Genomic DNA, 19,431 nt, shown 5'->3' on the forward strand with positions numbered 1-19,431 from the left:
TAAAGTTGACCGCTGGTGTGCGTTGGGCTGAGCCCACGGAAACGCCAGCAGACTTCCTTGAGTTGAGACATGAACGTCTCGATCGGACTCTCCGGTTCGAGGATCGGCATGTCCTTTACATCAGGACCCCAAGAGAAATTAGGTACGAGAAGTGGTTTACGCAGTAGTGCGCGCCGGTGGCCGCCAGGAAAAGGTCGAGGTCGGCACCATCGTCACGATGGACCGCAAGAAGGCTGACAAGGACGGCAACGTGCAGCTTCCCGCCGTGCTGCTCGTCGACGGCGAGAACATCACGTCCGACGCCGCGGCGCTGGCCAACGTCAAGGTCACGGCCGAGGTCCTCGGTGACCTCCGCGGCCCCAAGATCGTGATCCAGAAGTTCAAGAACAAGACCGGCTACAAGAAGCGCCAGGGCCACCGTCAGGAGCTCACGCGCGTCAAGGTCACCGAGATCGCGTAACGCGCGTCCGCGTCACTAGAAGAGAGATAAGACATGGCACACAAAAAGGGAGCGAGCTCCACTCGCAACGGTCGTGACTCGAACGCTCAGCGCCTCGGCGTGAAGCGCTTCGGTGGCGAGGTCGTCAACGCGGGCGAGATCATCGTTCGCCAGCGCGGCACCCACTTCCACCCCGGCGCCGGCGTCGGCCGCGGCGGGGACGACACCCTGTTCGCCCTCGAGGCGGGCTCGGTGCAGTTCGGCACCAAGGGCGGCCGCAAGGTCGTCAACATCGTCGCAGCCGCGGTCTGACCCGGCTTTCGATCCTCTGCTGAACGGGCGGGCTTCGGCCCGCCCGTTCAGTGCTTAACCCGCTGGCGTGCCAAGCAACGGCCGCCACACCCGAATGAAAGGACGGTGAGGAACCCCATGGCGACTTTCGTCGACACAGTGACCCTCCACCTCCGGGCGGGCAACGGCGGGAACGGCTGCGTGTCCGTCCGACGCGAGAAGTTCAAGCCGCTGGCCGGACCCGACGGCGGCAACGGCGGCCACGGCGGTGACATCGTGCTCGTGAGCGACCCGCAGGTCACCACGCTGCTCGGCTACCACCGCGCACCGCACCGCTCCTCCTCGAACGGCGGGCCCGGCATGGGCGACCACCGCGCGGGCGCAAACGGCGAGCTGCTCGAGCTCCCCGTGCCCGTCGGAACCGTTGTGAAGGATGCCGACGGCAACGAGCTCCTCGACATGGACGAGCCCGGCATGCGCTTCGTCGCGGCCCCCGGCGGCCAGGGCGGCCTCGGCAACGCGGCCCTCTCGACCACCAAGCGCAAGGCGCCCGGGTTCGCGCTCCTCGGCACGCTCGGCTGGGAGGGCGACGTCGTCCTCGAGCTGAAGACCGTCGCCGACGTCGCGCTCGTGGGCTACCCGTCGGCCGGCAAGTCCAGCCTCGTCGCGGCGCTGTCCGCCGCGAAGCCGAAGATCGCCGACTACCCCTTCACGACCCTGCACCCGAATCTCGGCGTCGTCCAGGCCGGTGAGACCCGCTACACGATCGCGGATGTTCCCGGCCTGATCGAGGGCGCGAGCGAGGGCAAGGGACTCGGCCTCGAGTTCCTGCGCCACGTGGAGCGGTGCACCGCGCTGCTCCACGTGCTGGACTGCGCGACCCTCGACCCCGGTCGCGATCCCATCTCCGACCTCGACATCATCCTGCACGAGCTCGCCGCCTACCCGGTTCCCGACGGTCAGCTGCCGCTCCTCGAGCGCCCGCAGCTCATCGCGCTCAACAAGGTCGACGTGCCGGACGCCAAGGAGCTCGCCTCCTTCGTGCGCCCCGAACTCGAGTCCCGCGGCTACCGCGTGTTCGAGATCTCCGCCGCCTCGCACGAGGGTCTGCGATCGCTGTCCTTCGCGCTGGCCGAGCTCGTCGAGGCCGACCGCGCCCAGCGCGCGCTGACCCCGGCGGCTCCCCGCATCGTGCTGCGACCCAAGGCCGTCGACGAGCAGGGCTTCGTCGTGCGCGTCGAGGGCGGCACCTACGGCAACGTGTACCGCATCCTCGGCACCAAGCCGGAGCGCTGGGTGCAGCAGACCGACTTCACCAACGACGAGGCCGTCGGCTTCCTGGCCGACCGGCTGGCGAAGCTGGGCATCGAGGACGAGCTCTTCAAGGCGGGCGCGTCCACCGGCTCCACCGTCATCATCGGCCCCGGCGACGGCGTCGTGTTCGACTGGGAGCCCACGCTCAGCTCGACGGCCGAGCTCATCACGAGCCCGCGCGGCACGGATGCGCGCATCGACCCGTCGAGCCGTCGCACCAACGTGAAGCGGCGCCAGTCGTACACCGAGCGGATGGACGCGAAGGCGGAGGCGCGCGCCGAGCTCGAGCGCGAGCGCGCGGCCGGCCTCTGGGCGGACGATGACGGTACTCAGTCGTAGCGACATCCCGGCCGCGCGCCGGGTCGTCGTCAAGGTCGGCTCCTCGTCCATCAGCGGGGACAACGCCGGGCAGATCGAGCCCCTCGTCACCGCCCTGGCCGAGATGCATGGGCGGGGCACCGAGGTCATCCTCGTCTCGTCCGGCGCGATCGCCACGGGCATGCCGTACCTCAAGCTCGACGAGCGGCCGGACGACCTCGCCACCCAGCAGGCCGCCGCGGCAGTGGGCCAGAACGTGCTCATCTACCGCTACCAGGACAGCCTCGACCGGTACGACATCGTCGCCGGTCAGGTGCTCCTCACCGCGGGCGACCTCGAGCACCCCACGCCCCGCAGCAACGCCAAGCGCGCCCTGCACCGCCTGCTCGGGCTGCGCATCCTGCCGATCATCAACGAGAACGACACGGTCGCGACGCACGAGATCCGCTTCGGCGACAACGACCGGCTCGCCTCCCTCGTCACGCAGCTCGTGGGCGCCGACCTGCTCGTGCTGCTCTCCGACGTCGACGCGCTCTACACCCGGCCGCCGCTCGAGCCGGGCGCGGAGCGCATCGCGCGCGTGCCGTACGGCGACGCGCTGCAGGGCGTGAAGATCGGCAGCGTCGGCACCGGGCTCGGCACCGGGGGAGCGACCACCAAGGTCGCCGCCGCCCGCCTGGCGACCGCGGCCGGCGCCGCCGTGCTGCTCGCCGCGACGCCGCAGGTGGGCGAGGCCCTTGCCGGCGGACACGTCGGTACGTTCTTCGACGCCGCTCCCGCCGTCGCGCCCGTCTCGTCCCCGGTTTCCTCCTCGGTGTAGTCCACTCCCTCGGGGACCCGCCGTTCGGTTCCGGATTCAGGTTCAGCGGCGACACGCCGCGTTTCGGGTGCCCCGTACTACGGCCTGTTGCAGCACGGCCTGAATCCGGAACGGCACGCCTGCCGCGGCGCCTAAAATGCTGCTATGTCCGACACCCTCGTGCGCACCTCCATTGACGAGCGCCTGCAGGCCGCCAAGACGGCGTCCACGGTGCTCGCCACGGCGACCGCAGACCAGAAGAACCGCGCGCTGCGGGCCATCGCGGATGCGGTGCGCGGCAACATCGAGCGGATCACGCCCGCGAACCGGCAGGACCTCGAGAACGGCCGCGAGAAGGGGCTCTCCACCGGGCTGCTCGACCGGCTCACGCTCGACGAGGCCCGCCTCGGCGCGCTCGCGGACGCCGTGCTCGAGATCGCGGCGCTCGTCGACCCCGTCGGCGAGGTGCTCGGCGGCAAGACGCTGCCCAACGGCCTGAAGCTGAGCCAGGTGCGCGTGCCGTTCGGGGTCGTCGGCGCCATCTACGAGGCCCGGCCCAACGTGACCATCGACATCGCCTCGCTCGCGCTGAAGAGCGGCAACGCCGCCGTGCTGCGCGGCGGCAGTGCCGCCGAGAACACCAATCGGGTGCTCGTGGAGCTCATCCAGGACGCTCTCGCCTCCGTCGGGCTCCCGTCCGACGCGGTGCAAACGGTCGACGACTTCGGTCGCGAGGGCGCCAACCGCCTCATGCGCGCCCGCGGCTTCGTCGACGTGCTCGTGCCCCGCGGCAGCGCCGACCTCATCAACACCGTGGTCGCCGAGTCCACCGTTCCCGTCATCGAAACCGGCGCAGGCGTCGTGCACGTGTTTCTCGACGAGAGCGCGGCCGAGGACTGGGCCGTCGACATCGTGCGCAACGCCAAGGTCCAGCGCCCCAGCGTCTGCAACGCGCTGGAGACGCTGCTCGTGCACGCCGGCGCCGCCGACCGGCTGCTTCCACCCGTCCTCGGCGCCCTGGCCCAGGCCGGCGTGACGGTGCACGGTGACGAGCGCGTGCGCGCCCTGTTCCCGGATGCGGTGCCCGCGACCGAGGACGACTGGCGTGCCGAGTACTACACGCTCGATCTCGCGGTCGCCGTGGTCGACGGGCTCGACGAGGCGCTCGACCACATCGCGGCGTACTCCACGCACCACACCGAGTCGATCATCACGAACGACCACGCCAACGCGGAGCGGTTCCTCGCCGAGGTGGATTCGGCGGTGGTCATGGTCAACGCGTCGACCCGCTTCACGGACGGCGGCCAGTTCGGCTTCGGCGCGGAGGTGGGCATCTCCACCCAGAAGCTGCACGCCCGCGGCCCGATGGGGCTGAGCGAGCTCACGAGCAGCAAGTGGCTCGTGCGTGGCGCGGGGCACGTCCGCCCCTGACCGTGCTCTAGGCTTGTCCTCGGACGCCCGCGCGCGCCGCCACTCGAACGGAGTCATCGAATGCACCTGCTCTACGTCCTCGCAGCCGAATCGGAGTTCGCCCGCGAGCTGCCGTTCCCCGCCTGGGTCTTCGGGGTCATCGCGCTCGTGCTCTTCTTCGTGTTCGGGTTCGTGACGTTCACCTACCGCGACGTCGCCAACCGGCACCGCGCGAAGTTCGACCGTGGTCCCGCCCCTGAGCAGGGACACGGTTCCGGAACGGGCCACTAGCGTTCCGCCCGTGTCGCTGAACCGGACGAACAGCCACCGGCCCCGCATCGGAGTGATGGGCGGGACGTTCGATCCCATCCATCACGGCCATCTGGTTGCGGCGAGCGAGGTCGCTCAATCGTTCGACCTCGAAGAGGTCATCTTCGTGCCCACGGGGGAGCCGTGGCAGAAGCGTGCCGTCAGCTCTGCCGAGCACCGCTACCTGATGACGGTTATCGCCACCGCGGCGAACCCCCGCTTCACGGTTAGCCGCGTCGACATCGAGCGCAAGGGTCCGACCTACACGATCGACACGCTCCGGGACCTGCAGAAGGAGCGCCCCGAGGCCGACCTGTTCTTCATCTCGGGCGCCGACGCGATCTCGCAGATCCTCAGCTGGAAGGACGCGCACGAGCTCTGGTCGCTCGCGCACTTCGTCGCGGTCACCCGGCCGGGCCATGCCCTCACGGTCAGCCAGCTCCCGGACGGCGACGTAAGCTTGCTCGAGGTTCCGGCGCTGTCCATCTCCTCGACCGACTGCCGGACGCGGGTCGGGCGGGGCTTCCCCGTGTGGTACCTGGTTCCCGACGGTGTCGTCCAGTACATCTCGAAGCACCACCTGTATCGGAGTCCTTCATGACGGTGAACGAGCCAGGGGGCGGCACTGTGACGCCCCTGAGCCGTCGCCAGCTGCGTGAGCTCGAGCGCCGCCGGGCGCTCGAGGAGGCCGGCATGGACCCGGATGCGCCCGAGGCCGCCGTCCGTAGCGCCGCGCCCGCCGAGGGCGACGGCCCTACGGCGTACCCCGGGGTCGACACGGACGACGTGCGTTCCGTCTCGGCCGGCTACGAGGAACTGACGCGGGAGCTGACGCCCGATCGCATGCTCAGCCGCCGCGAGCTCCGCGCCCTGTCGGAGGCGCGCGAGGCCCAGCGCCGCGCATCCGTGGACGCCGCCCCGACCGGCGCCGCGTCCGATCCCATCGAAACCGAGCACGCCGAGCACGCCGAAGACGCCGGAGACACCGGAGACACCGAGGACACCGAGGACACCGAGACGGAGGCGGAGCACGAAGCCCTGCTCGGGGGCACGCCGCCGGCGACCGCCGCGGAGCGGGAGGCCGAGTCGGAGGCCGAGCACGACGCCCTGCTCCGCGACACCGGGTCGCCGGATGCCCCCGCTCCCGACCTCGCCGCCGGCCTCGAGCGCCCTGCCGCTCCGCCGCTGACGCCGATCCCCGGCGCCGACGGCCACCGCGATGCCGACGCCCACCCGGACACCGATCCCGTCGAACCGGTGCTCGACGCCGCCGACGGCGACGGTGACCGGCTCATCACGTCGCCGGTCGTGTACGGATCGACGCCCGAGCACTGGTCGAGCGCCGACGAGGAGCTCGCCGTGTCGACGTCGACCATCGTGCTGCCCGCCCCGTCCGGCACCGGCGAGGCGCAGCACACCCCCGTCGTCGCCGACGAGGTCATCGTCACCGGAACCATCGACCTGCCCCGCGGTCTCGCGGCCACCGGCGGCCATCCCGACCGCTACGACTCGGCGGAGATCGACCGCCTCATCGACGCCGCCGACGGCGTCGATCAGTTCGAGGCCGAGGCGGAGCCCGTCCGCGCCGTCCGGTCCGCGACCGCCCGGCCCGCCTATGGCGGTGCGGTCCGCGTGGCGCCACGCCGCGGCGTGACCCTTCCCTACGTGCTCGCCAGCACCGGCGGCGTCCTGCTCGTCGGCGTCGGAGCCCTCCTCGTGGTCGCGCTCGGCATCCGCTGATCTTCGCGACACTCCACCTACCCCCCTTACCTCACCTCACCTCACCTCACCCGAAGGATCCCGTGACCGCATCTGCACACGCCGTTGAGCTTCTCGAGGTGGCCGCGAAGGCCGCCGACTCCAAGCAGGCCGAGGACCTCGTGGCCCTCGACGTCTCCGGCCCTCTCCCGCTGACCGACATCTTCCTGCTCGCCTCCGCCCGGAACGAGCGGAACGTCCTTGCCATCGCCGACGAGGTCGAGGACAAGCTGGCAGAGGCGGGCACCAAGGCGCTGCGCCGGGAGGGCCGCAACGAGGCCCGCTGGGTGCTGCTCGACTTCGGCGACCTGGTCGTGCACGTCTTCCACCAGGAGGACCGCGCCTACTACTCACTGGAGCGCCTCTGGAAGGACTGCCCGGTCGTTCCCATCGAACTTCCCCAGGTACCCGCTTAGGCTCGTTCATCGAGCTGGCCGCTCGGCCGGCACCATCGTCATCGCCGCTCGAGGGAGAACGACATGAAGTGCCCGAACGACGCAGCCACGCTCGTGATGAGCGAACGCAGCGGGGTCGAGATCGACTACTGCCCGGAGTGCCGCGGCGTGTGGCTGGACCGCGGCGAGCTCGACAAGATCCTGGATCGGGCGGCCGCGGAGTCGCTACCCGCCGCTCCGCCGGCCCACGCGTCGTTCCCGACCGAACCGGCGCCCTTCCCCGCGGAGCCCGAGTACCGCTCCCGCTACTCCGAGCCGTTCCCGGAGTCCCGCGGCGATCGCCGGGACGACGAGCGCTCGTACGGCGGGTACGGCGACCGGCGCGGCGACGACCGCTCGTACGGCGGCTACGGCGACCGCCCCGGCCAGGGGCAGTACCGGCGCAAGCGCAAGGACAGTTGGCTCAGCGAGCTCTTCGACTGACGCGCCTGGGCCGGGCACCGCATCGCTGCCCGGCTTCTCCGTGCGAGGCGTCCATGTGTACGAAGCACCCCTCAACATGTAGTAATCTTGTGGAGTTGTCTTCCGGGAACGGAAAGCACAATGGGTCTGTGGCGCAGCTGGTAGCGCACCTGCATGGCATGCAGGGGGTCAGGGGTTCGAGTCCCCTCAGATCCACCCAATTACCCGGTGAGAACCGGATACCCCGCTCCCGTCCCCTGTCGAGGGCGGCAGCCACGTCATGCCGTCGGCGCTGACTTCTGGCTCACGTCATCCCGGTTCACGAGGCGTCTCGTCGCGCGTGTGCGCGGCGACGTTCTGCTCCGCGGCCCAGCGGCCGAGAGCCTCTATCGCGTCGCGCAGGGCGCGCCCGCGGTCGGTCAGAGCGTAAGCCCGGGTGTTGTGTCGGAGCGGCAATCGGCGGAGGACGCCGGCCGCTTCCAGCTCGCGCAGGCGGGTCGCAAGCATGTTCGTGCCCATCCCCAGGTCGCGCTGCAGATCGCTGTAGCGCTGCGGCCCGTCGAGCAACCGCTCAACGATGAGGAGAGCCCACCGTGATCCGACGACGTCGAGGGCTGCGGCGAGGTCGCTCACGGAGTCGGTTCGGTATCCGGCTTCATCCAGAACGGCGAGTAGTGGTAGCCGTCGGGGTCGTCGAACTGGCGCTGGTACATGAAGGGGTAGTCGTCGGTGTCGCCGATCCGGCCGCCGGCGGTGCCGGCCCGCTCGGTGAGCTCATCGACCGCCTCGCGGCTGCCGAGGTCGAACGAGACCGTCACCTTCGAGGGGGTGCCGGGCCCGCCGATCAGTTCCTCGGTGCCGCCGACGCTCGCGTACATCTCGCGGCTGCCGAGCATCACGTACTGTTCGGGCGCGATCGCGAAGCAGGACACGTTGTGGTCGGACATCTCAGTGTTGAGGGTCCAGCCGAGAGCGGTGTAGAAGGCGGTGGATCGCTCGACGCTCTCGACGGGACAGGTGATGAAGAGGCTCATGCCGTCATACTTCCAAAATGAAAGTACTGCCGTCAAGGTCCTCGGCTCGACGATCCGCCGGCGATGCGTGGATGCACGTGAGGCACCCGCGGGCGTGGCGCTGGTGCGGACACCGATCACCACGCCCACGGGTGAAAAGCGTGCTCCGGGTTACGCGTCCTCGTGGGCGAGGGAGGAGGACAGTTCCTTGAGCGCGGTGATCTGCTCGATGAGGAGGTTCGCCTTGTCGAGGCCGGTCTGGACGGCGTCGGCGCCGGCCACCCAGCGCAGCGGCGGCTGCTCGGAGTCGGCCAGGGTGATCAGGGCTCCGGCGAGCTTGGCGGGGTCGCCGCCCTGCTTGCCGTTCATGCCCTTCCACGCCTCGATGGTCGCCGCCGTGCGGTCGGCGTAGTCGTCGATGGTCAGCTCGGGCCAGGTCGTGGAGGCGCCCTCGACCAGCAGCTCGGTGCGGAAGAATCCGGGCTCCACGATCATGGTCGTGACGCCGTACGGGGCCAGGTCGTAGCGGATGGACTCCATCCACCCCTCCAGGGCGAACTTGGAGGCGCAGTACGCGGCCACGAATTCCTGCCCGACGAGTCCCGCGGTGGAGCTGAGCGTGATGACCTGACCACTGCGCTGCTTCCGCATCACGGGCAGGATCGCGCGAGTCACGTTCAGGGGACCGAAGAAGTTGGTTTCCATCTGCTGGCGCAGCTGGGCTGGGCTGATCTCCTCGAAGAACCCGGCGACGAAGATGCCGGCGTTGTTGACGAGGACGTCGATGCGGCCGAAGCGCTCGACCGCGGCGTCGGCTGCAGCCCGAGCGGCGTTCTCGTCGGTGATGTCGAGCGACACCGGCAGGAGGTTCTCGTGCTCGCCCAGTGCCGTGGTGACCTTGCTGGCGTCCCGCGCCGTAGCGACGACGGAGTGGCCTGCGTCGAGGGCGGCCCGGGCGATGTCGATGCCCATGCCGCGTGCTGCGCCGGTGATGAAGTAGACCCTGTTCTGGCTCATGTCTCTCGCCTTTCTGTTGCGGTGCCTCCAGTCAACGGAACGGCGGATCAGGGAGGCAGGCCCGGTCTATCCGGTTAATGCCAGGGACCCCCTCTGGGCGGGCAACTGACGTAGCGTCGCTGACGTGGACACCTCCAACGAGATTCGTGAGTTCCTGATGTCGCGGCGGTCTCGTCTGACTCCGGGCAGTATCGGGCTGCCCGACTTCGGCGGCCGCCGCCGAGTGGCGGGACTGCGACGGGAGGAGGTCGCGCTCGTCGCGGGGATCAGCGTGGAGTACTACACCCGCCTGGAGCGGGGGAACGCGTCAGGGGTATCCGAGGCGGTGCTCGAGGGCATCAGCCGTGCCCTGAAGCTCGATGACGTCGAGTCCGCTCACCTGGCAGACCTCGTCCGCGCCGCCACCAGCGCCACGACCCTCCGTGCCCGGCGCGCAGCTCCGAAGATGCAGCAGGTCTCACCCGTCGTGCAGCAGATCGTCGACGGCATGAACGCGATGCCCACCGTCGTCCAGAACGCCAGCCTTGACGTGATCGCCTCCAACCGCCTCGGCCGAGCGTTCTACCTCGACATGCGCATCACTCCCGAGCGGCCGGTCAACTTCGCCCGCTTCGTATTCCTCGACCCGCAGGCCCGCGTGTTCTACCGCGACTGGGACGCGGTCGCTGAGCAGAGCGTCGCCCTTCTCCGCACCGCCGCAGGGCGCACCCCATCCGATCGATCGCTGACGAAGCTCGTCGGGGAGCTCTCCATGGCCAGCCCCGAGTTCCGGTCGCTGTGGGCCAGCCACACCGTCCGTGAGCACCGCTCCGGCCATAAGCAGGTCCGGCACCCGACCGTGGGCGACATGGACCTCGTCTTCGAGTCCATGGAGCTCAGCTCCCACAGGGGACTCCTGCTCATCGCCTACACCGCCACCCCGGGAACCGTCTCCCACGACAGCCTGCAACTGCTCGCGAACTGGGCGGCCACGAATGACGAAACAGCGCCCCACCCTGTCGCCGAAGCTACCCCCGACCCCTCCGAGAGCAGGAAGCGTGCGTCCCCACCCTCGCGGAAAGCCGACTAGCACCGGCCGCTTCAACGGCCCGCTCATGCGGAGGTGCGGAGTAGGTGAAATCCCTGCGCGGACGCCCTCTGCATTCGCCTCAGGGGAGTGGGACCCGCCGTCGAACCGGTGTGACCAGGATCTCCCCCGTGCAAGCGCAGCCTTGCTTCAGCCTTCGCTGATCAGCGCCACCAGATCATGCGCATCTTTCTCCGGGGGCAACCCTATTCGGACGTGAGCGCCCTCCGCGACTTCCATCACCGCAACGGCGGCCAGTACCTCATCACCCGCCTTCATGACCAAGCGCGCCGTGTCCTCAGCCTCGGATGCTTCCTTCGAGAGTTGGTGGAATACCTCCGCCCCGTCGGGATCGAACGTCACGTCGATCACGTTCTGCCCGTCGCCTTCGACTACGACAGCATCCTCGACTCCGGCTCGAACGAAGGCGGAGGGGGACAGTACGCTCTCGCCGTTGACGGACTCGCACTGCCCGTCGGACTCATCGCTGCAGGTCTCAGACACGGCCAACTCGATTGCTCCGGTCCTCGGAGAGGATTCCGCATCGGTGCTTTCCGCGGTCGAGCACGCACTCAATGCCACCAACATGACAACGACCGTCGCGACTCTTGTTGCTCGAGAAGACACAAAGCTCCTTCGCTCCTGGGGGAACGGATCCGGTGCGGACTCTGCCGTGAAGATACCTTCCCCACGGGTGGGGGAGGTGGCCCTGCTGCACCGAGGCGAGCGACGGGATGAGAATCCCGGAGCGCTCCCGATTGGAGGCCCACGCCCCCTGTTCGGCGCATTGGTTCTGGTGCCAGGATCATCGCATCGGGCGAGGCCCGAGCTCGACGTCAACGGCGGGAGTCGACAGTGGGCATGGTCGTGTTGTTCGGTGCTGTCGCGTCCAGTGCTCTCGTGATCGGCGCGCTGGTCGGCGTGAGGTTCGAGCTGCCGAAGCGTCTGCTCGCGATGGTTCTCGCGTTCGCCGCCGGTGCCCTGATCACCGCGCTGACGTTCGAACTGTTCGAGGACTCCTACGAGCGCGGCGGCATCTGGCTCGCTGCGGTCGGCCTCGCCGCGGGCGCACTCGTCTTCACCGTTCTCAGCGCACTGCTCGATCGGTGGGCGCAACCCGCCGGGGAGTCCAAGCCGGCCGACCAGGTGCAGGGCAGCGCGAAACTGGACACCGACGCGGCAGCCTCGTCCCGCTCCGGCACCACGGCGACAACGAAGGGCGCGGCCGGTCTGGCGCTGCTCGCGGCCGTCACCCTCGACGGCGTGCCGGAGAACCTGGCGCTGGGAATCTCACTGGAGGAGGACAGCGGAAGCCTCGCGCTGCTGGCGGCGATCTTCATCTCGAACCTCCCCGAAGCACTCGTCGGAGCCGCGTCCATGCGCGAGCAGGGACGCCGGCCCGCTCAGATCATCGGCCTATGGACGACCTGCGCGGTTCTGCTCACCATCGCGGTCATCGCTGGAGCGGGTCTCCTCACGCAGAGCGGCCCGGCGGTGGTGTCTGTACCGCTCGCGTTCGCGGCCGGCGCCGTGATCGCCTCCCTCGCCGACACCCTCATGCCCGAGGCGTTCGAACACGGCGGCCCCGCCGTCGCCCTGAGCACCACCGCCGGATTCCTCCTGTCGTTCGTGCTCTCCCTCGCCTGACAGCTCGGTCGCGGACTCGCGACCCGTGTCCTGGCAGGATGGCTGACATGCCGATCGACGCCGCTCTCACGTCCCGTTTTCCGCTGCTCGAGGGCATCGACAGCTGGGACGCGATCGACACCGTACCCGGAGCGCGCGCAAGGATGGATGCGTTCGAGGCCGACGACGCGCCCTGGGCGGCGCCGGACGTGCCTCACCACGACGTCCCGCTCAACGCCGCCGGCCATCCGTTCCGCGTTCGGGTCTACGGCACCGGCGACGGCTCCGCACCCGCGCTGGTGTGGGTGCACGGCGGGGGGTTCCTGGCCGGTGACCTCGAGATGCGCGAGTCCGACCTCGTGGCGCGGGAGGTCGCCGTCCGCATCGGCGGGGTCGTGGTGGCGGTGGACTACTCGCTCGTGCCCGCGGTGACCTACCCGGTCCCGCATCACCAGGTCATGACGGCATGGCGGTGGACCCGGGAGCACGCCGAGGCACTCGGCGTCCACGTCGACCGGATCGGCCTGGGCGGGGCGAGCGCCGGTGGTGCGCTGTCGCTGGCTGCTGCACGGGAGCTCGCGGCCGAGGGCGAGCACCCGGCGGTGCTCGTCCTGGCTTACCCCGTGGCCCATCGTCGCTGGGGCGTCGACGCCGACCTCGACGCGGCGATGGCGGGCGTGCCGCCGATGTTCCGGTACCCACCAGCCACGGTCGAGCAGCTAAACGCGGGCTACCTCGGCGAGACCCCAAGCGCCTCATTCGCCTTCGTGGACACCGCGGATCCGGCGGAGCTGGCCGCCCTTCCTCCGACGCTCGTCCTCGTGGCGGAGTACGACGACCTGCGCACCTCGGCGGACCTCTACGTGCGTCAGGCGCGCGCCGCGGGCGGCCGTGTCGAGCGCGTGCTCGTGAAGGGCGTTCTGCACGGCCACCTCAATCGCACCCCGGCCTTCCCGCCCATGGACCGGTCGCTGGCCGACATCGCGCGGGTCGTCGCGACCGGGAGAGTGGCGCCGAACTGACGCCACCGATCGCGACCCCTCACTCAACCGCCGATCGTTCCACCAGCGGCGCGGCGACGGCTCAGAGCACGGAGGACGCGGCGGCGAATGCCGCGAGGCCGATGAGGCCCGCGCCCGCCACCACCTGCACTCGACGGTCCACGAGGCACATCGCGGCGAGGAAGCCGGGCATAGTGCCACCGGCTCGGGTGTGGAGGATGGCCGCGACGCTGGGCAGGCAGCGCCCCAGCGAGACGAGCGTGAAGAGCGCTGCCCCGAGCAGCGGGTTCCCGGCGAGCAGGAGACCGAGGACGAGGAGGTAGTAGGCGCTCGAGCGGATGAAGATGAGGAAGCCCGGGCCGACGATAGCTCCGAAGAGGAACGAGACCTTCCACGGTTCCTCCGTCCGTCGCAGGTGGCGGGGGAGTTGGCGGCGGCGCATGGGCGTGGGCATGCGGATGGCGCCGAGCTCGTGAAGTCCGTACAGCAGTGCCACGAGGGTCCACACCGCGACGGCCCAGCCGACCGCGATCACGGGCGCCGCCAGCATCCCGACGGCGCCGATCAGGGCGCCGGTGGGCGCGCCCGTCAGGAAGGAGCCGAGAGCGTGCCACCCGAGCCGGCGTACCGGCGTCGACGAGCCCCTGCGCTCGGGCTGCTTGGGGGCCGCGACCACTCCCGCCACGGACATGCCGCAGGTGGACCAGTTGGCGGCGATTGCGGTGAGAAGCCCCGCCCCCACCACGGCGGTCGTGAGCGCGGCTGCACCGGCCGGTGCGGCGACGGCTGCCGCCGCGACTCCCACCGCGGCGGCGACGAGCGGCAGGGCAATGCGCGTGCGACGCGGAACCGCTTCCCGGACCGTCGGACGCAGGTGCGCGGCGTCCCCACCGGGCAACGGTTGCGCGAGCGGGTGAGGGGCCGGCGCTCCAAGCGTTCTCATGGTCGTCATCACCCTTCGACGATCACGGTGCCGACCATCCACGGGTGCGGGGTGCAGTGATACGTGTAGGTCCCCGGCTCCTCGAAGGTGTAGCTGAACGTGTCCTCGGTGAGGAGCGGGCTCTGCAGCTCACCCTCCAGCTCCCCTTCACCCGCAACGTCGTGGGGCATGTTCCCGTCGTCGAACACCCACTCGACGGTCTCGCCCGCCTGGATCGTGACCTCGGTCTGCTGATAGTCCATGTCGGTGACGATGACGGTCGCGGCGGGTTCGGCCGACGTGGTGGAGGCGTTGCCGGCGCCGGTGCTGCATCCGGCGAGCGCGAGCGAGCCGACCACCGCGAGGACGGCCGCTGACCGCTGAACGAGCGCTGTGTGCTTCATGAGGTGCTTCCTTTCACGGGATGCGCTGGAAGGAGCGCGATCGTTTCTGGTGCCCGGTGGCGGGCGTTGTGGCGGGGAGTGCAGCGGGACGGCGTCATTCGATCACCTGAGGGGTGAGGATGCGCTCGGCGTCGCCGACGAAGTCCGGCACGGTGACCCGGGAGGTCTGCGCGCCGGTGGCGGCATCGAAGCCGATGAGCGTGACCTCCTCGTCCTCGTCGTCGGCCGTCCCCTGCACGTAGAGCGTGGAACCGTCGACGGAGTAGCCGAAGCCGTCGAACGAGAAGAGTCCGTTCGACTCCGCCGAGAGGGTCTCGATGGTCGTAAAGGAGGACGGGTCGTAGAGGGTGATCGTCATGATGTCACCGGCGTCCTCGGAGTCGGGATGCACGGGGGAGTCCGTGTAGCTCACCGCCATGCTCGTGCCCGGGTTGTTGATGACGGCCTCATCGAAGCGGCCGCTGTCCTGACCGGCGTTGCCGATCGGGCGCACCTCGTCCGTCAGCTTCCCCCCGGAGAAGTCGAACACGTACGCGTCCCCGTTCCCGCCGACCAGTAGGGCCGTGTCCGCTCCGCGACCGAAGCTCCCCTCGCGGCTGCTCACGAAGTCCTCCGGCAGCACCGCCGCGCGCTCGACCTCCTCGATCGACCCGTCGGCCTGGATGGCGAGGTGGAGCAGTTCGCGGGAGTTCTCGCAGACCGAGAAGATGTTCCGGCCGACCGGCCAGGTGAACGGGCCGCAGCCGGGAAGCGCCAGCTCCCCGGTGGCCTCCCCGGCCTCGAGATCGAACACCCGAACCCCGTATAGTCCGTCGTCCCACGCCACGAAGTAGGCGCCGTCGTCGGTCACCGCACTGGATCCGGGGCTGGAGTGCAGGCGCGTGTTCTCGGCCAGAGCCAATTCCCGCGGCTCGAGCAGCGTGCCCGAATAGGTCGAGATCGTGAACTCCGCGGCTCCCCGCGAGCCTCGCGGCCGCCACACCTCGGCGGCGAGCACGGCCGGGTCGTCCGAACTCTCGCCGACGAAGGGGTGGATCACGGGACCGTCGATGCCGGGGCCCGTCACGATCTTCGTCTTGGCCGCGCCGGTGGCCGGGTCGACGACCTGCAGCGAGTACTCCAGGTCGCCGTCGTCGACGAGGACGATGTCCGTCGCGGTGATCGGCTCGATCTGCGCCTGGTGCAACTCCTGCGGTATCCCGTCGGCGGAGGGGACCTCCTCGTCGGGGTCATCGACCGCCAGGTTCCCGTCCGGATTCACGGGCACGTCGTCCGGGGCGCTGGTGGGAGTCGGGTCGTCCGGGTCCGCCGTCGCCGTGCAGCCCGCCAGGAGGGCCGTGGACGCGAGGACGAGAGCCACCACCGCGGTCCGGCGCTCCATCCGGGGCCTGCTCATGAGGCTCCCGCCCCGGCCTTCGGCCGGGCGGCCGGAGTGACCTGGCAGTCGGTGCCGATGATGGGCGCCATCGTGCAGGTGTAGGTCTGCGACTCGTCGGAGACGCACCAGACGATGTCCGGATCGTAGGACCCGTTGATCGGGTTGTACATCACCGCCTGGCTGTCCGGCTGGCCGCAGAAGGTGTTCGAGCAGCCGGGAGCACCGCAGCAGTCGTAGTACCCGATGAGGTAGGTCTTCCCGTCGTCGACGTTGGTGCAGCAGCCGACCCAGAATTCCGCGCCCGGTCTGGCCCCTGGCGGGCAGGTGGTCACGCCGCCTCCGGCGCAGGACGTGCACGGGGTGCCGTCCATGTTGCACCAGCGCCAGTACTCGCACGATGACGAGTCGTCCGTCTCGTCGAACGGGGGGAAGAGCTCGTCGCCGGCGTCCGGGGTCTCGGAGGCCAGGGCCGCTCTCGTCACCGGGAGGCTGCCGATGATCGCCACGCCGGCGGCGCCGATGCTCCAGCGGCCGATGCGGCCGAGGAGCGAGCGACGGGACATCCTCTCGGACAGGAGGCGGCCGAGCCGGCTGACGGGAGTGCCGCCGCGTCCCGCCAGCCAATCGGCCTGGTCCCGACTGGCCGACTCGTCGATCGGGTACTGGTTCTCGGGCATCAGCGGTTCCCCCCTCCGACCTCAGCGGCTTGCGATCTGTGTGCTGGCCTGCTCGTGCAGGTGCTGCAGGGACGGCGTTCCGGTTTCGAGGGCGTTGAGAAGGCTCTCGACGTGGGCCATGTGATTGCAGAGACCCTTCGCGCGAATCCTTCCGTGTTCGTCGAGGATCACGCCGTACGGGGTGGTGCCCACCTGGTAGGCGATACCCACGTCACGGGCGTCGACGTAGGGGAACTCGTCGCGGATGTTCGCACCGGCGAGGAACTCGGCGTGCTCCTCGGGGGTGCCGTCGGAGATCATCACCACGTCGAGATTCCTGCGCTCGGCCTTGGCCAGGGCTCGGATGCCGGGCAGAAGGCTCTTGCAGGTGGAGCAGTTCGGCCCGGTGAAGAGAAGCAACTGTGGCTTCTCCCGGTGTCCGCCGACGCTTGTGCTGCGACCGAGATGGTCCGTGAGCCCCTGGAACGCCGGGCCGACCTCGTCGATCCTCGGACCGCCGTCCATCATCCGGGCGCCGAGGGGACCGAGGCGCACCTGCACCCGCCCGAGCTCGCGAGCCAGGGCGAGGTTCATCAGGAAGAGAAAAGCAACGGCGAGGGCGAGGAGGATCACGGCGACGAGAAGGAAGGTCGACATCAGGGATTCCTCGATTCGTTGGCGGAAGGACTGGGGTCCGGGGCGCTGGCGCTCACGGTCGGAGGGACGACCCGGCATGAAGGTGTGCCCGAGCCCGGGACAGGTGGACGTCGACGCGGTGGCGACGCGGGTGGACCACCGCTCGCACCGCGAATGTCGCCAGCCCGATACTGACGATCAGGAGGGCAAGCGCGACACCCAGGAGGTGTTCGACGAGGGGCGTGGCACCGATGCCGTACCCGCCCGGAATCAGGAGGAGTGCCGCGGCGAGCACCGCGAGCGCGAGGGCGCGCCCGGCGTGGAACCAGGTGATACGGGGCGCGGACTCCGTCGCCCCCGCGAAGCCGAAGCAGCCGCAGTCGAGCTCGCGGCGACCGCGCAGCAGATTGATCGAGAGAGCCGCGAAGAAGACGAGGAACAGGACGGCCGCAGCCGCGGGCACGACCGGTGCTCCGAGACCCAGGAGGAGCGGGACGCCGATCAGGATCTCCACGTACGGGAGGGTGATCGCGACGATCCGCTCCGCCACCCTCGGGAGCAGCCGATACCCCTGTACCGCCGCCAACCCGCCTTCCCGATCGTGCAGCTTGGAAACGCCGGCGAGCAGCAGCAGCCCGCCCAACGTTGCCGCGATCACAATGGCGAACATTCCTCAACTCCCTCGTCAAGAATGCCGATTAGATCATGGGTTCGAGAGGAGGACAAGGAATCTCAGTGATCCCAGCAGTCGCTGCCTGGCGACCGGTTGCTGATCGACCGGGGGGCGCTGCTGGGGGCGGCGGCGGGTGACCGCACCGGCTCGGCGACGATGGGATAACCGGCGGGTCCCCACGCTCCGAGCAGCGGAGCTTCCGGTGACCCGGTGCGCGGCCGGTCGTTCTCCGGCCCCGGTCTGCTGGGTGATAGACAGGAGCGATGCAGAAGCTCTACTACGCCAGTGGATTCGTGATCATCGATGACACCGTCTGCGACGCGGTGCTCGACTACGCTCACCAGCTCGCGCAGGTGCAGCGGTCCGATCTCGTGACCATTCCCGCCCTGTCCGACGAGGGGGCGAGGGGGATGACCACCCTCCTTCTTGGACCAGCGAGCGCGCTGTTCGCCGCTCCCGCGCTGGATCGCGGGGTGAACCTCGAGGACGAGAAGGCCGTCGCTTCCATGCGGCAGAAGATCGCCAGTCTCGAACCGCCGAGCCCGGTATCCGAGAGGGCGCACGAGGGCGGGGATCGGTCGTTCGACTTCTGACGCGGAATGGCGGGTCAGGGGCCCCGTGCTCTCCGCGTCCTCGCGGCTTGTCGGCGTAGGTTTGCGGCATGAAGCACCTGACCTACGCGGACAAGAACCTGCTGGTCGGCGACGAGGTGGCGGACCTGCTACTGCAGTATGCCGCTCGGCTCGCCAGCTCCGGCGTCGCGGACACCGTCGACGTCCATGCCATCAGCTCGGACGGGGACGAGGTCACCGCCACGTTCCTCCTCGGCGAAGGTGCGCCGCTGATGACCGAGACCACCCACTCGACCGTGCCCGAGCCGGACAACACCGGAGCGGTGCAGCAGATCACGGAGCGCATGGGTCGCCTCGTGCCCACCGCCGTCGAGACCGAGCTCGACCCGGAGACCGCCGCCCTCAACGATCTCTACAACGAGGCCTAGAAGCGCGTAAGGTCAGCTCAATACGGCAGGAGGCCCTTCCATGGGCAGGCTCACGTACGACTCGACGAACATCGTCGACTTCGAGGACCGCCTTCTGGCGCACCTTCAGATCGTCATCGGGCGGAAGATCCGCTTCGGGCAGTCGTTCTACTTCTCGTGAAAGAACGACCCGAAGGCCGGGGACGGCAGATGCACCGTTTGGATCAGCCCCCGTATGCCCCTGCACTTCACGTACACGGCCGGGAAAGTGCCGCCCATCAATCCGGACTGGTTACGCATCCTGTCTGACTCGGCGGATTCCCCTGTCGGCTTGGTCGTTCTCCCGGAGCCTCGTACCGACGGCGGACCGGCCGGGCCCGCCCTCATCGGTCGCGCGTCGTCCAGTCTCGGCTCGTCGCTCTAGGCCCTCCCTCATCACCAGGTGAAGGGGCGTAGCGTGTGCCTCTACGGCAGGAGACACATGGGCAGGCATACGGACGACCCGATTCTCACGCAGCCGATCCGTTCCGCGGGTGAGGAACGACGCGGGGGTGCCGTCAGTTGA

Annotated in this window: 25 protein-coding genes, 1 tRNA gene and 1 pseudogene; 17 read left to right on the top strand and 10 right to left on the bottom strand. The window is 69.5% G+C overall.

What is annotated here, in order from left to right:
• The first annotated feature begins 151 nt into the window (after positions 1 to 151).
• The 11 genes from rplU (at position 152) to DAI20_RS11830 (ending at position 7,711) form a co-directional block, all read left to right on the top strand.
• Positions 152 to 460 carry a 50S ribosomal protein L21 gene (rplU, locus tag DAI20_RS11780; RefSeq protein ID WP_108251030.1) on the top strand — a complete coding sequence of 103 codons (309 nt, stop codon included), beginning with the start codon at positions 152 to 154 and terminating at the stop codon, positions 458 to 460.
• A gap of 33 nt (positions 461 to 493) precedes the next feature.
• Positions 494 to 751 (top strand): 50S ribosomal protein L27, encoded by a 258-nt coding sequence (gene rpmA, locus DAI20_RS11785; RefSeq protein WP_108251032.1) that lies wholly within the window; start codon positions 494 to 496, stop codon positions 749 to 751.
• Positions 752 to 868: 117 nt separating this feature from the next.
• The gene (obgE, locus tag DAI20_RS11790) at positions 869 to 2,383 is read left to right on the top strand and encodes a GTPase ObgE (RefSeq protein ID WP_108251033.1); all 1,515 of its coding nucleotides are present in this window, start codon (positions 869 to 871) and stop codon (positions 2,381 to 2,383) included.
• The gene (gene proB / locus DAI20_RS11795) at positions 2,364 to 3,182 is read left to right on the top strand and encodes a glutamate 5-kinase (protein WP_108251035.1); all 819 of its coding nucleotides are present in this window, start codon (positions 2,364 to 2,366) and stop codon (positions 3,180 to 3,182) included. Before obgE ends, proB begins: the two co-directional genes overlap by 20 nt.
• Before the next feature lie 144 nt (positions 3,183 to 3,326).
• Positions 3,327 to 4,592 carry a glutamate-5-semialdehyde dehydrogenase gene (locus DAI20_RS11800; RefSeq protein WP_108251037.1) on the top strand — a complete coding sequence of 422 codons (1,266 nt, stop codon included), beginning with the start codon at positions 3,327 to 3,329 and terminating at the stop codon, positions 4,590 to 4,592.
• 60 nt (positions 4,593 to 4,652) lie between these two features.
• Complete coding sequence (locus DAI20_RS11805) at positions 4,653 to 4,862, top strand: hypothetical protein (RefSeq protein WP_108251039.1); 210 nt, start codon at positions 4,653 to 4,655, stop codon at positions 4,860 to 4,862.
• 16 nt (positions 4,863 to 4,878) lie between these two features.
• On the top strand, positions 4,879 to 5,481 hold the full coding sequence (nadD, locus tag DAI20_RS11810) for a nicotinate-nucleotide adenylyltransferase (RefSeq protein WP_108251703.1): 603 nt from the start codon (positions 4,879 to 4,881) through the stop codon (positions 5,479 to 5,481).
• A complete protein-coding gene (locus DAI20_RS11815; RefSeq protein ID WP_159085021.1) occupies positions 5,478 to 6,620 on the top strand; it encodes a hypothetical protein in 1,143 nt (380 codons plus the stop codon). Before nadD ends, DAI20_RS11815 begins: the two co-directional genes overlap by 4 nt.
• Before the next feature lie 62 nt (positions 6,621 to 6,682).
• A complete protein-coding gene (rsfS, locus tag DAI20_RS11820; protein WP_108251043.1) occupies positions 6,683 to 7,054 on the top strand; it encodes a ribosome silencing factor in 372 nt (123 codons plus the stop codon).
• 63 nt (positions 7,055 to 7,117) lie between these two features.
• Entirely contained in the window at positions 7,118 to 7,516 is a 399-nt protein-coding gene (locus tag DAI20_RS11825) for a TFIIB-type zinc ribbon-containing protein (RefSeq protein WP_108251045.1), read from the top strand.
• A 122-nt stretch (positions 7,517 to 7,638) separates the two neighbouring features.
• Positions 7,639 to 7,711 (top strand) — tRNA-Ala (locus DAI20_RS11830).
• A 93-nt stretch (positions 7,712 to 7,804) separates the two neighbouring features.
• Here the strand turns inward: DAI20_RS11830 and DAI20_RS11835 are convergent.
• The 3 genes from DAI20_RS11835 to DAI20_RS11845 all read right to left on the bottom strand — a co-directional run bounded on the left by DAI20_RS11835 (position 7,805) and on the right by DAI20_RS11845 (position 9,525).
• Complete coding sequence (locus DAI20_RS11835) at positions 7,805 to 8,128, bottom strand: winged helix-turn-helix transcriptional regulator (RefSeq protein WP_108251047.1); 324 nt, start codon at positions 8,126 to 8,128, stop codon at positions 7,805 to 7,807.
• Positions 8,125 to 8,529 (bottom strand): VOC family protein, encoded by a 405-nt coding sequence (locus tag DAI20_RS11840; protein ID WP_108251050.1) that lies wholly within the window; start codon positions 8,527 to 8,529, stop codon positions 8,125 to 8,127. Before DAI20_RS11840 ends, DAI20_RS11835 begins: the two co-directional genes overlap by 4 nt.
• Positions 8,530 to 8,679: 150 nt before the next feature.
• On the bottom strand, positions 8,680 to 9,525 hold the full coding sequence (locus DAI20_RS11845) for an SDR family oxidoreductase (protein WP_108251051.1): 846 nt from the start codon (positions 9,523 to 9,525) through the stop codon (positions 8,680 to 8,682).
• Between the two features lie 124 nt (positions 9,526 to 9,649).
• Here DAI20_RS11845 and DAI20_RS11850 point away from each other — a divergent pair, with 124 nt between their 5' ends.
• The gene (locus DAI20_RS11850) at positions 9,650 to 10,594 is read left to right on the top strand and encodes a helix-turn-helix transcriptional regulator (RefSeq protein ID WP_108251053.1); all 945 of its coding nucleotides are present in this window, start codon (positions 9,650 to 9,652) and stop codon (positions 10,592 to 10,594) included.
• 147 nt (positions 10,595 to 10,741) lie between these two features.
• Here DAI20_RS11850 and DAI20_RS18530 read toward each other — a convergent pair whose 3' ends face one another.
• Complete coding sequence (locus DAI20_RS18530) at positions 10,742 to 10,963, bottom strand: hypothetical protein (RefSeq protein ID WP_159085022.1); 222 nt, start codon at positions 10,961 to 10,963, stop codon at positions 10,742 to 10,744.
• Positions 10,964 to 11,452: 489 nt separating this feature from the next.
• Here DAI20_RS18530 and DAI20_RS11860 point away from each other — a divergent pair, with 489 nt between their 5' ends.
• Positions 11,453 to 12,238, top strand: coding sequence for a ZIP family metal transporter (locus tag DAI20_RS11860; protein ID WP_108251056.1), 786 nt, complete (start codon positions 11,453 to 11,455; stop codon positions 12,236 to 12,238).
• 47 nt (positions 12,239 to 12,285) lie between these two features.
• Positions 12,286 to 13,239: an alpha/beta hydrolase gene (locus tag DAI20_RS11865; RefSeq protein ID WP_159085023.1), complete on the top strand. Its 954-nt coding sequence runs from the start codon at positions 12,286 to 12,288 to the stop codon at positions 13,237 to 13,239.
• Between the two features lie 61 nt (positions 13,240 to 13,300).
• Here DAI20_RS11865 and DAI20_RS11870 read toward each other — a convergent pair whose 3' ends face one another.
• The 6 genes from DAI20_RS11870 to DAI20_RS11895 form a co-directional block, all read right to left on the bottom strand.
• Positions 13,301 to 14,161: a hypothetical protein gene (locus DAI20_RS11870; protein ID WP_205781432.1), complete on the bottom strand. Its 861-nt coding sequence runs from the start codon at positions 14,159 to 14,161 to the stop codon at positions 13,301 to 13,303.
• 8 nt (positions 14,162 to 14,169) lie between these two features.
• Complete coding sequence (locus DAI20_RS11875) at positions 14,170 to 14,544, bottom strand: cupredoxin domain-containing protein (RefSeq protein ID WP_108251062.1); 375 nt, start codon at positions 14,542 to 14,544, stop codon at positions 14,170 to 14,172.
• A gap of 94 nt (positions 14,545 to 14,638) precedes the next feature.
• A complete protein-coding gene (locus DAI20_RS11880) occupies positions 14,639 to 15,940 on the bottom strand; it encodes a lactonase family protein (protein ID WP_168927691.1) in 1,302 nt (433 codons plus the stop codon).
• Entirely contained in the window at positions 15,937 to 16,599 is a 663-nt protein-coding gene (locus DAI20_RS11885; protein ID WP_108251066.1) for a methylamine dehydrogenase light chain, read from the bottom strand. The genes DAI20_RS11880 and DAI20_RS11885 overlap by 4 nt, the downstream gene beginning before the upstream one ends.
• A gap of 21 nt (positions 16,600 to 16,620) precedes the next feature.
• Positions 16,621 to 17,235: a redoxin domain-containing protein gene (locus tag DAI20_RS11890; RefSeq protein WP_108251068.1), complete on the bottom strand. Its 615-nt coding sequence runs from the start codon at positions 17,233 to 17,235 to the stop codon at positions 16,621 to 16,623.
• Between the two features lie 52 nt (positions 17,236 to 17,287).
• Positions 17,288 to 17,884, bottom strand: a complete 597-nt coding sequence (locus DAI20_RS11895; protein WP_108251071.1) for a MauE/DoxX family redox-associated membrane protein — start codon at positions 17,882 to 17,884, stop codon at positions 17,288 to 17,290.
• 266 nt (positions 17,885 to 18,150) lie between these two features.
• On the opposite strand from DAI20_RS11895, the gene DAI20_RS11900 reads away from it, so the two are divergent.
• The 3 genes and pseudogenes from DAI20_RS11900 to DAI20_RS19145 all read left to right on the top strand — a co-directional run bounded on the left by DAI20_RS11900 (position 18,151) and on the right by DAI20_RS19145 (position 19,290).
• Positions 18,151 to 18,480 carry a hypothetical protein gene (locus tag DAI20_RS11900; RefSeq protein ID WP_108251073.1) on the top strand — a complete coding sequence of 110 codons (330 nt, stop codon included), beginning with the start codon at positions 18,151 to 18,153 and terminating at the stop codon, positions 18,478 to 18,480.
• 68 nt (positions 18,481 to 18,548) lie between these two features.
• A complete protein-coding gene (locus DAI20_RS11905) occupies positions 18,549 to 18,887 on the top strand; it encodes a hypothetical protein (RefSeq protein WP_108251075.1) in 339 nt (112 codons plus the stop codon).
• Positions 18,888 to 18,927: 40 nt separating this feature from the next.
• A pseudogene (locus DAI20_RS19145) lies at positions 18,928 to 19,290 on the top strand (DUF7882 family protein).
• Positions 19,291 to 19,431: the final 141 nt, after the last annotated feature.

It is taken from the genome of Planctomonas deserti, from assembly GCF_003067705.1.
GTDB lineage: Bacteria > Actinomycetota > Actinomycetes > Actinomycetales > Microbacteriaceae > Planctomonas > Planctomonas deserti.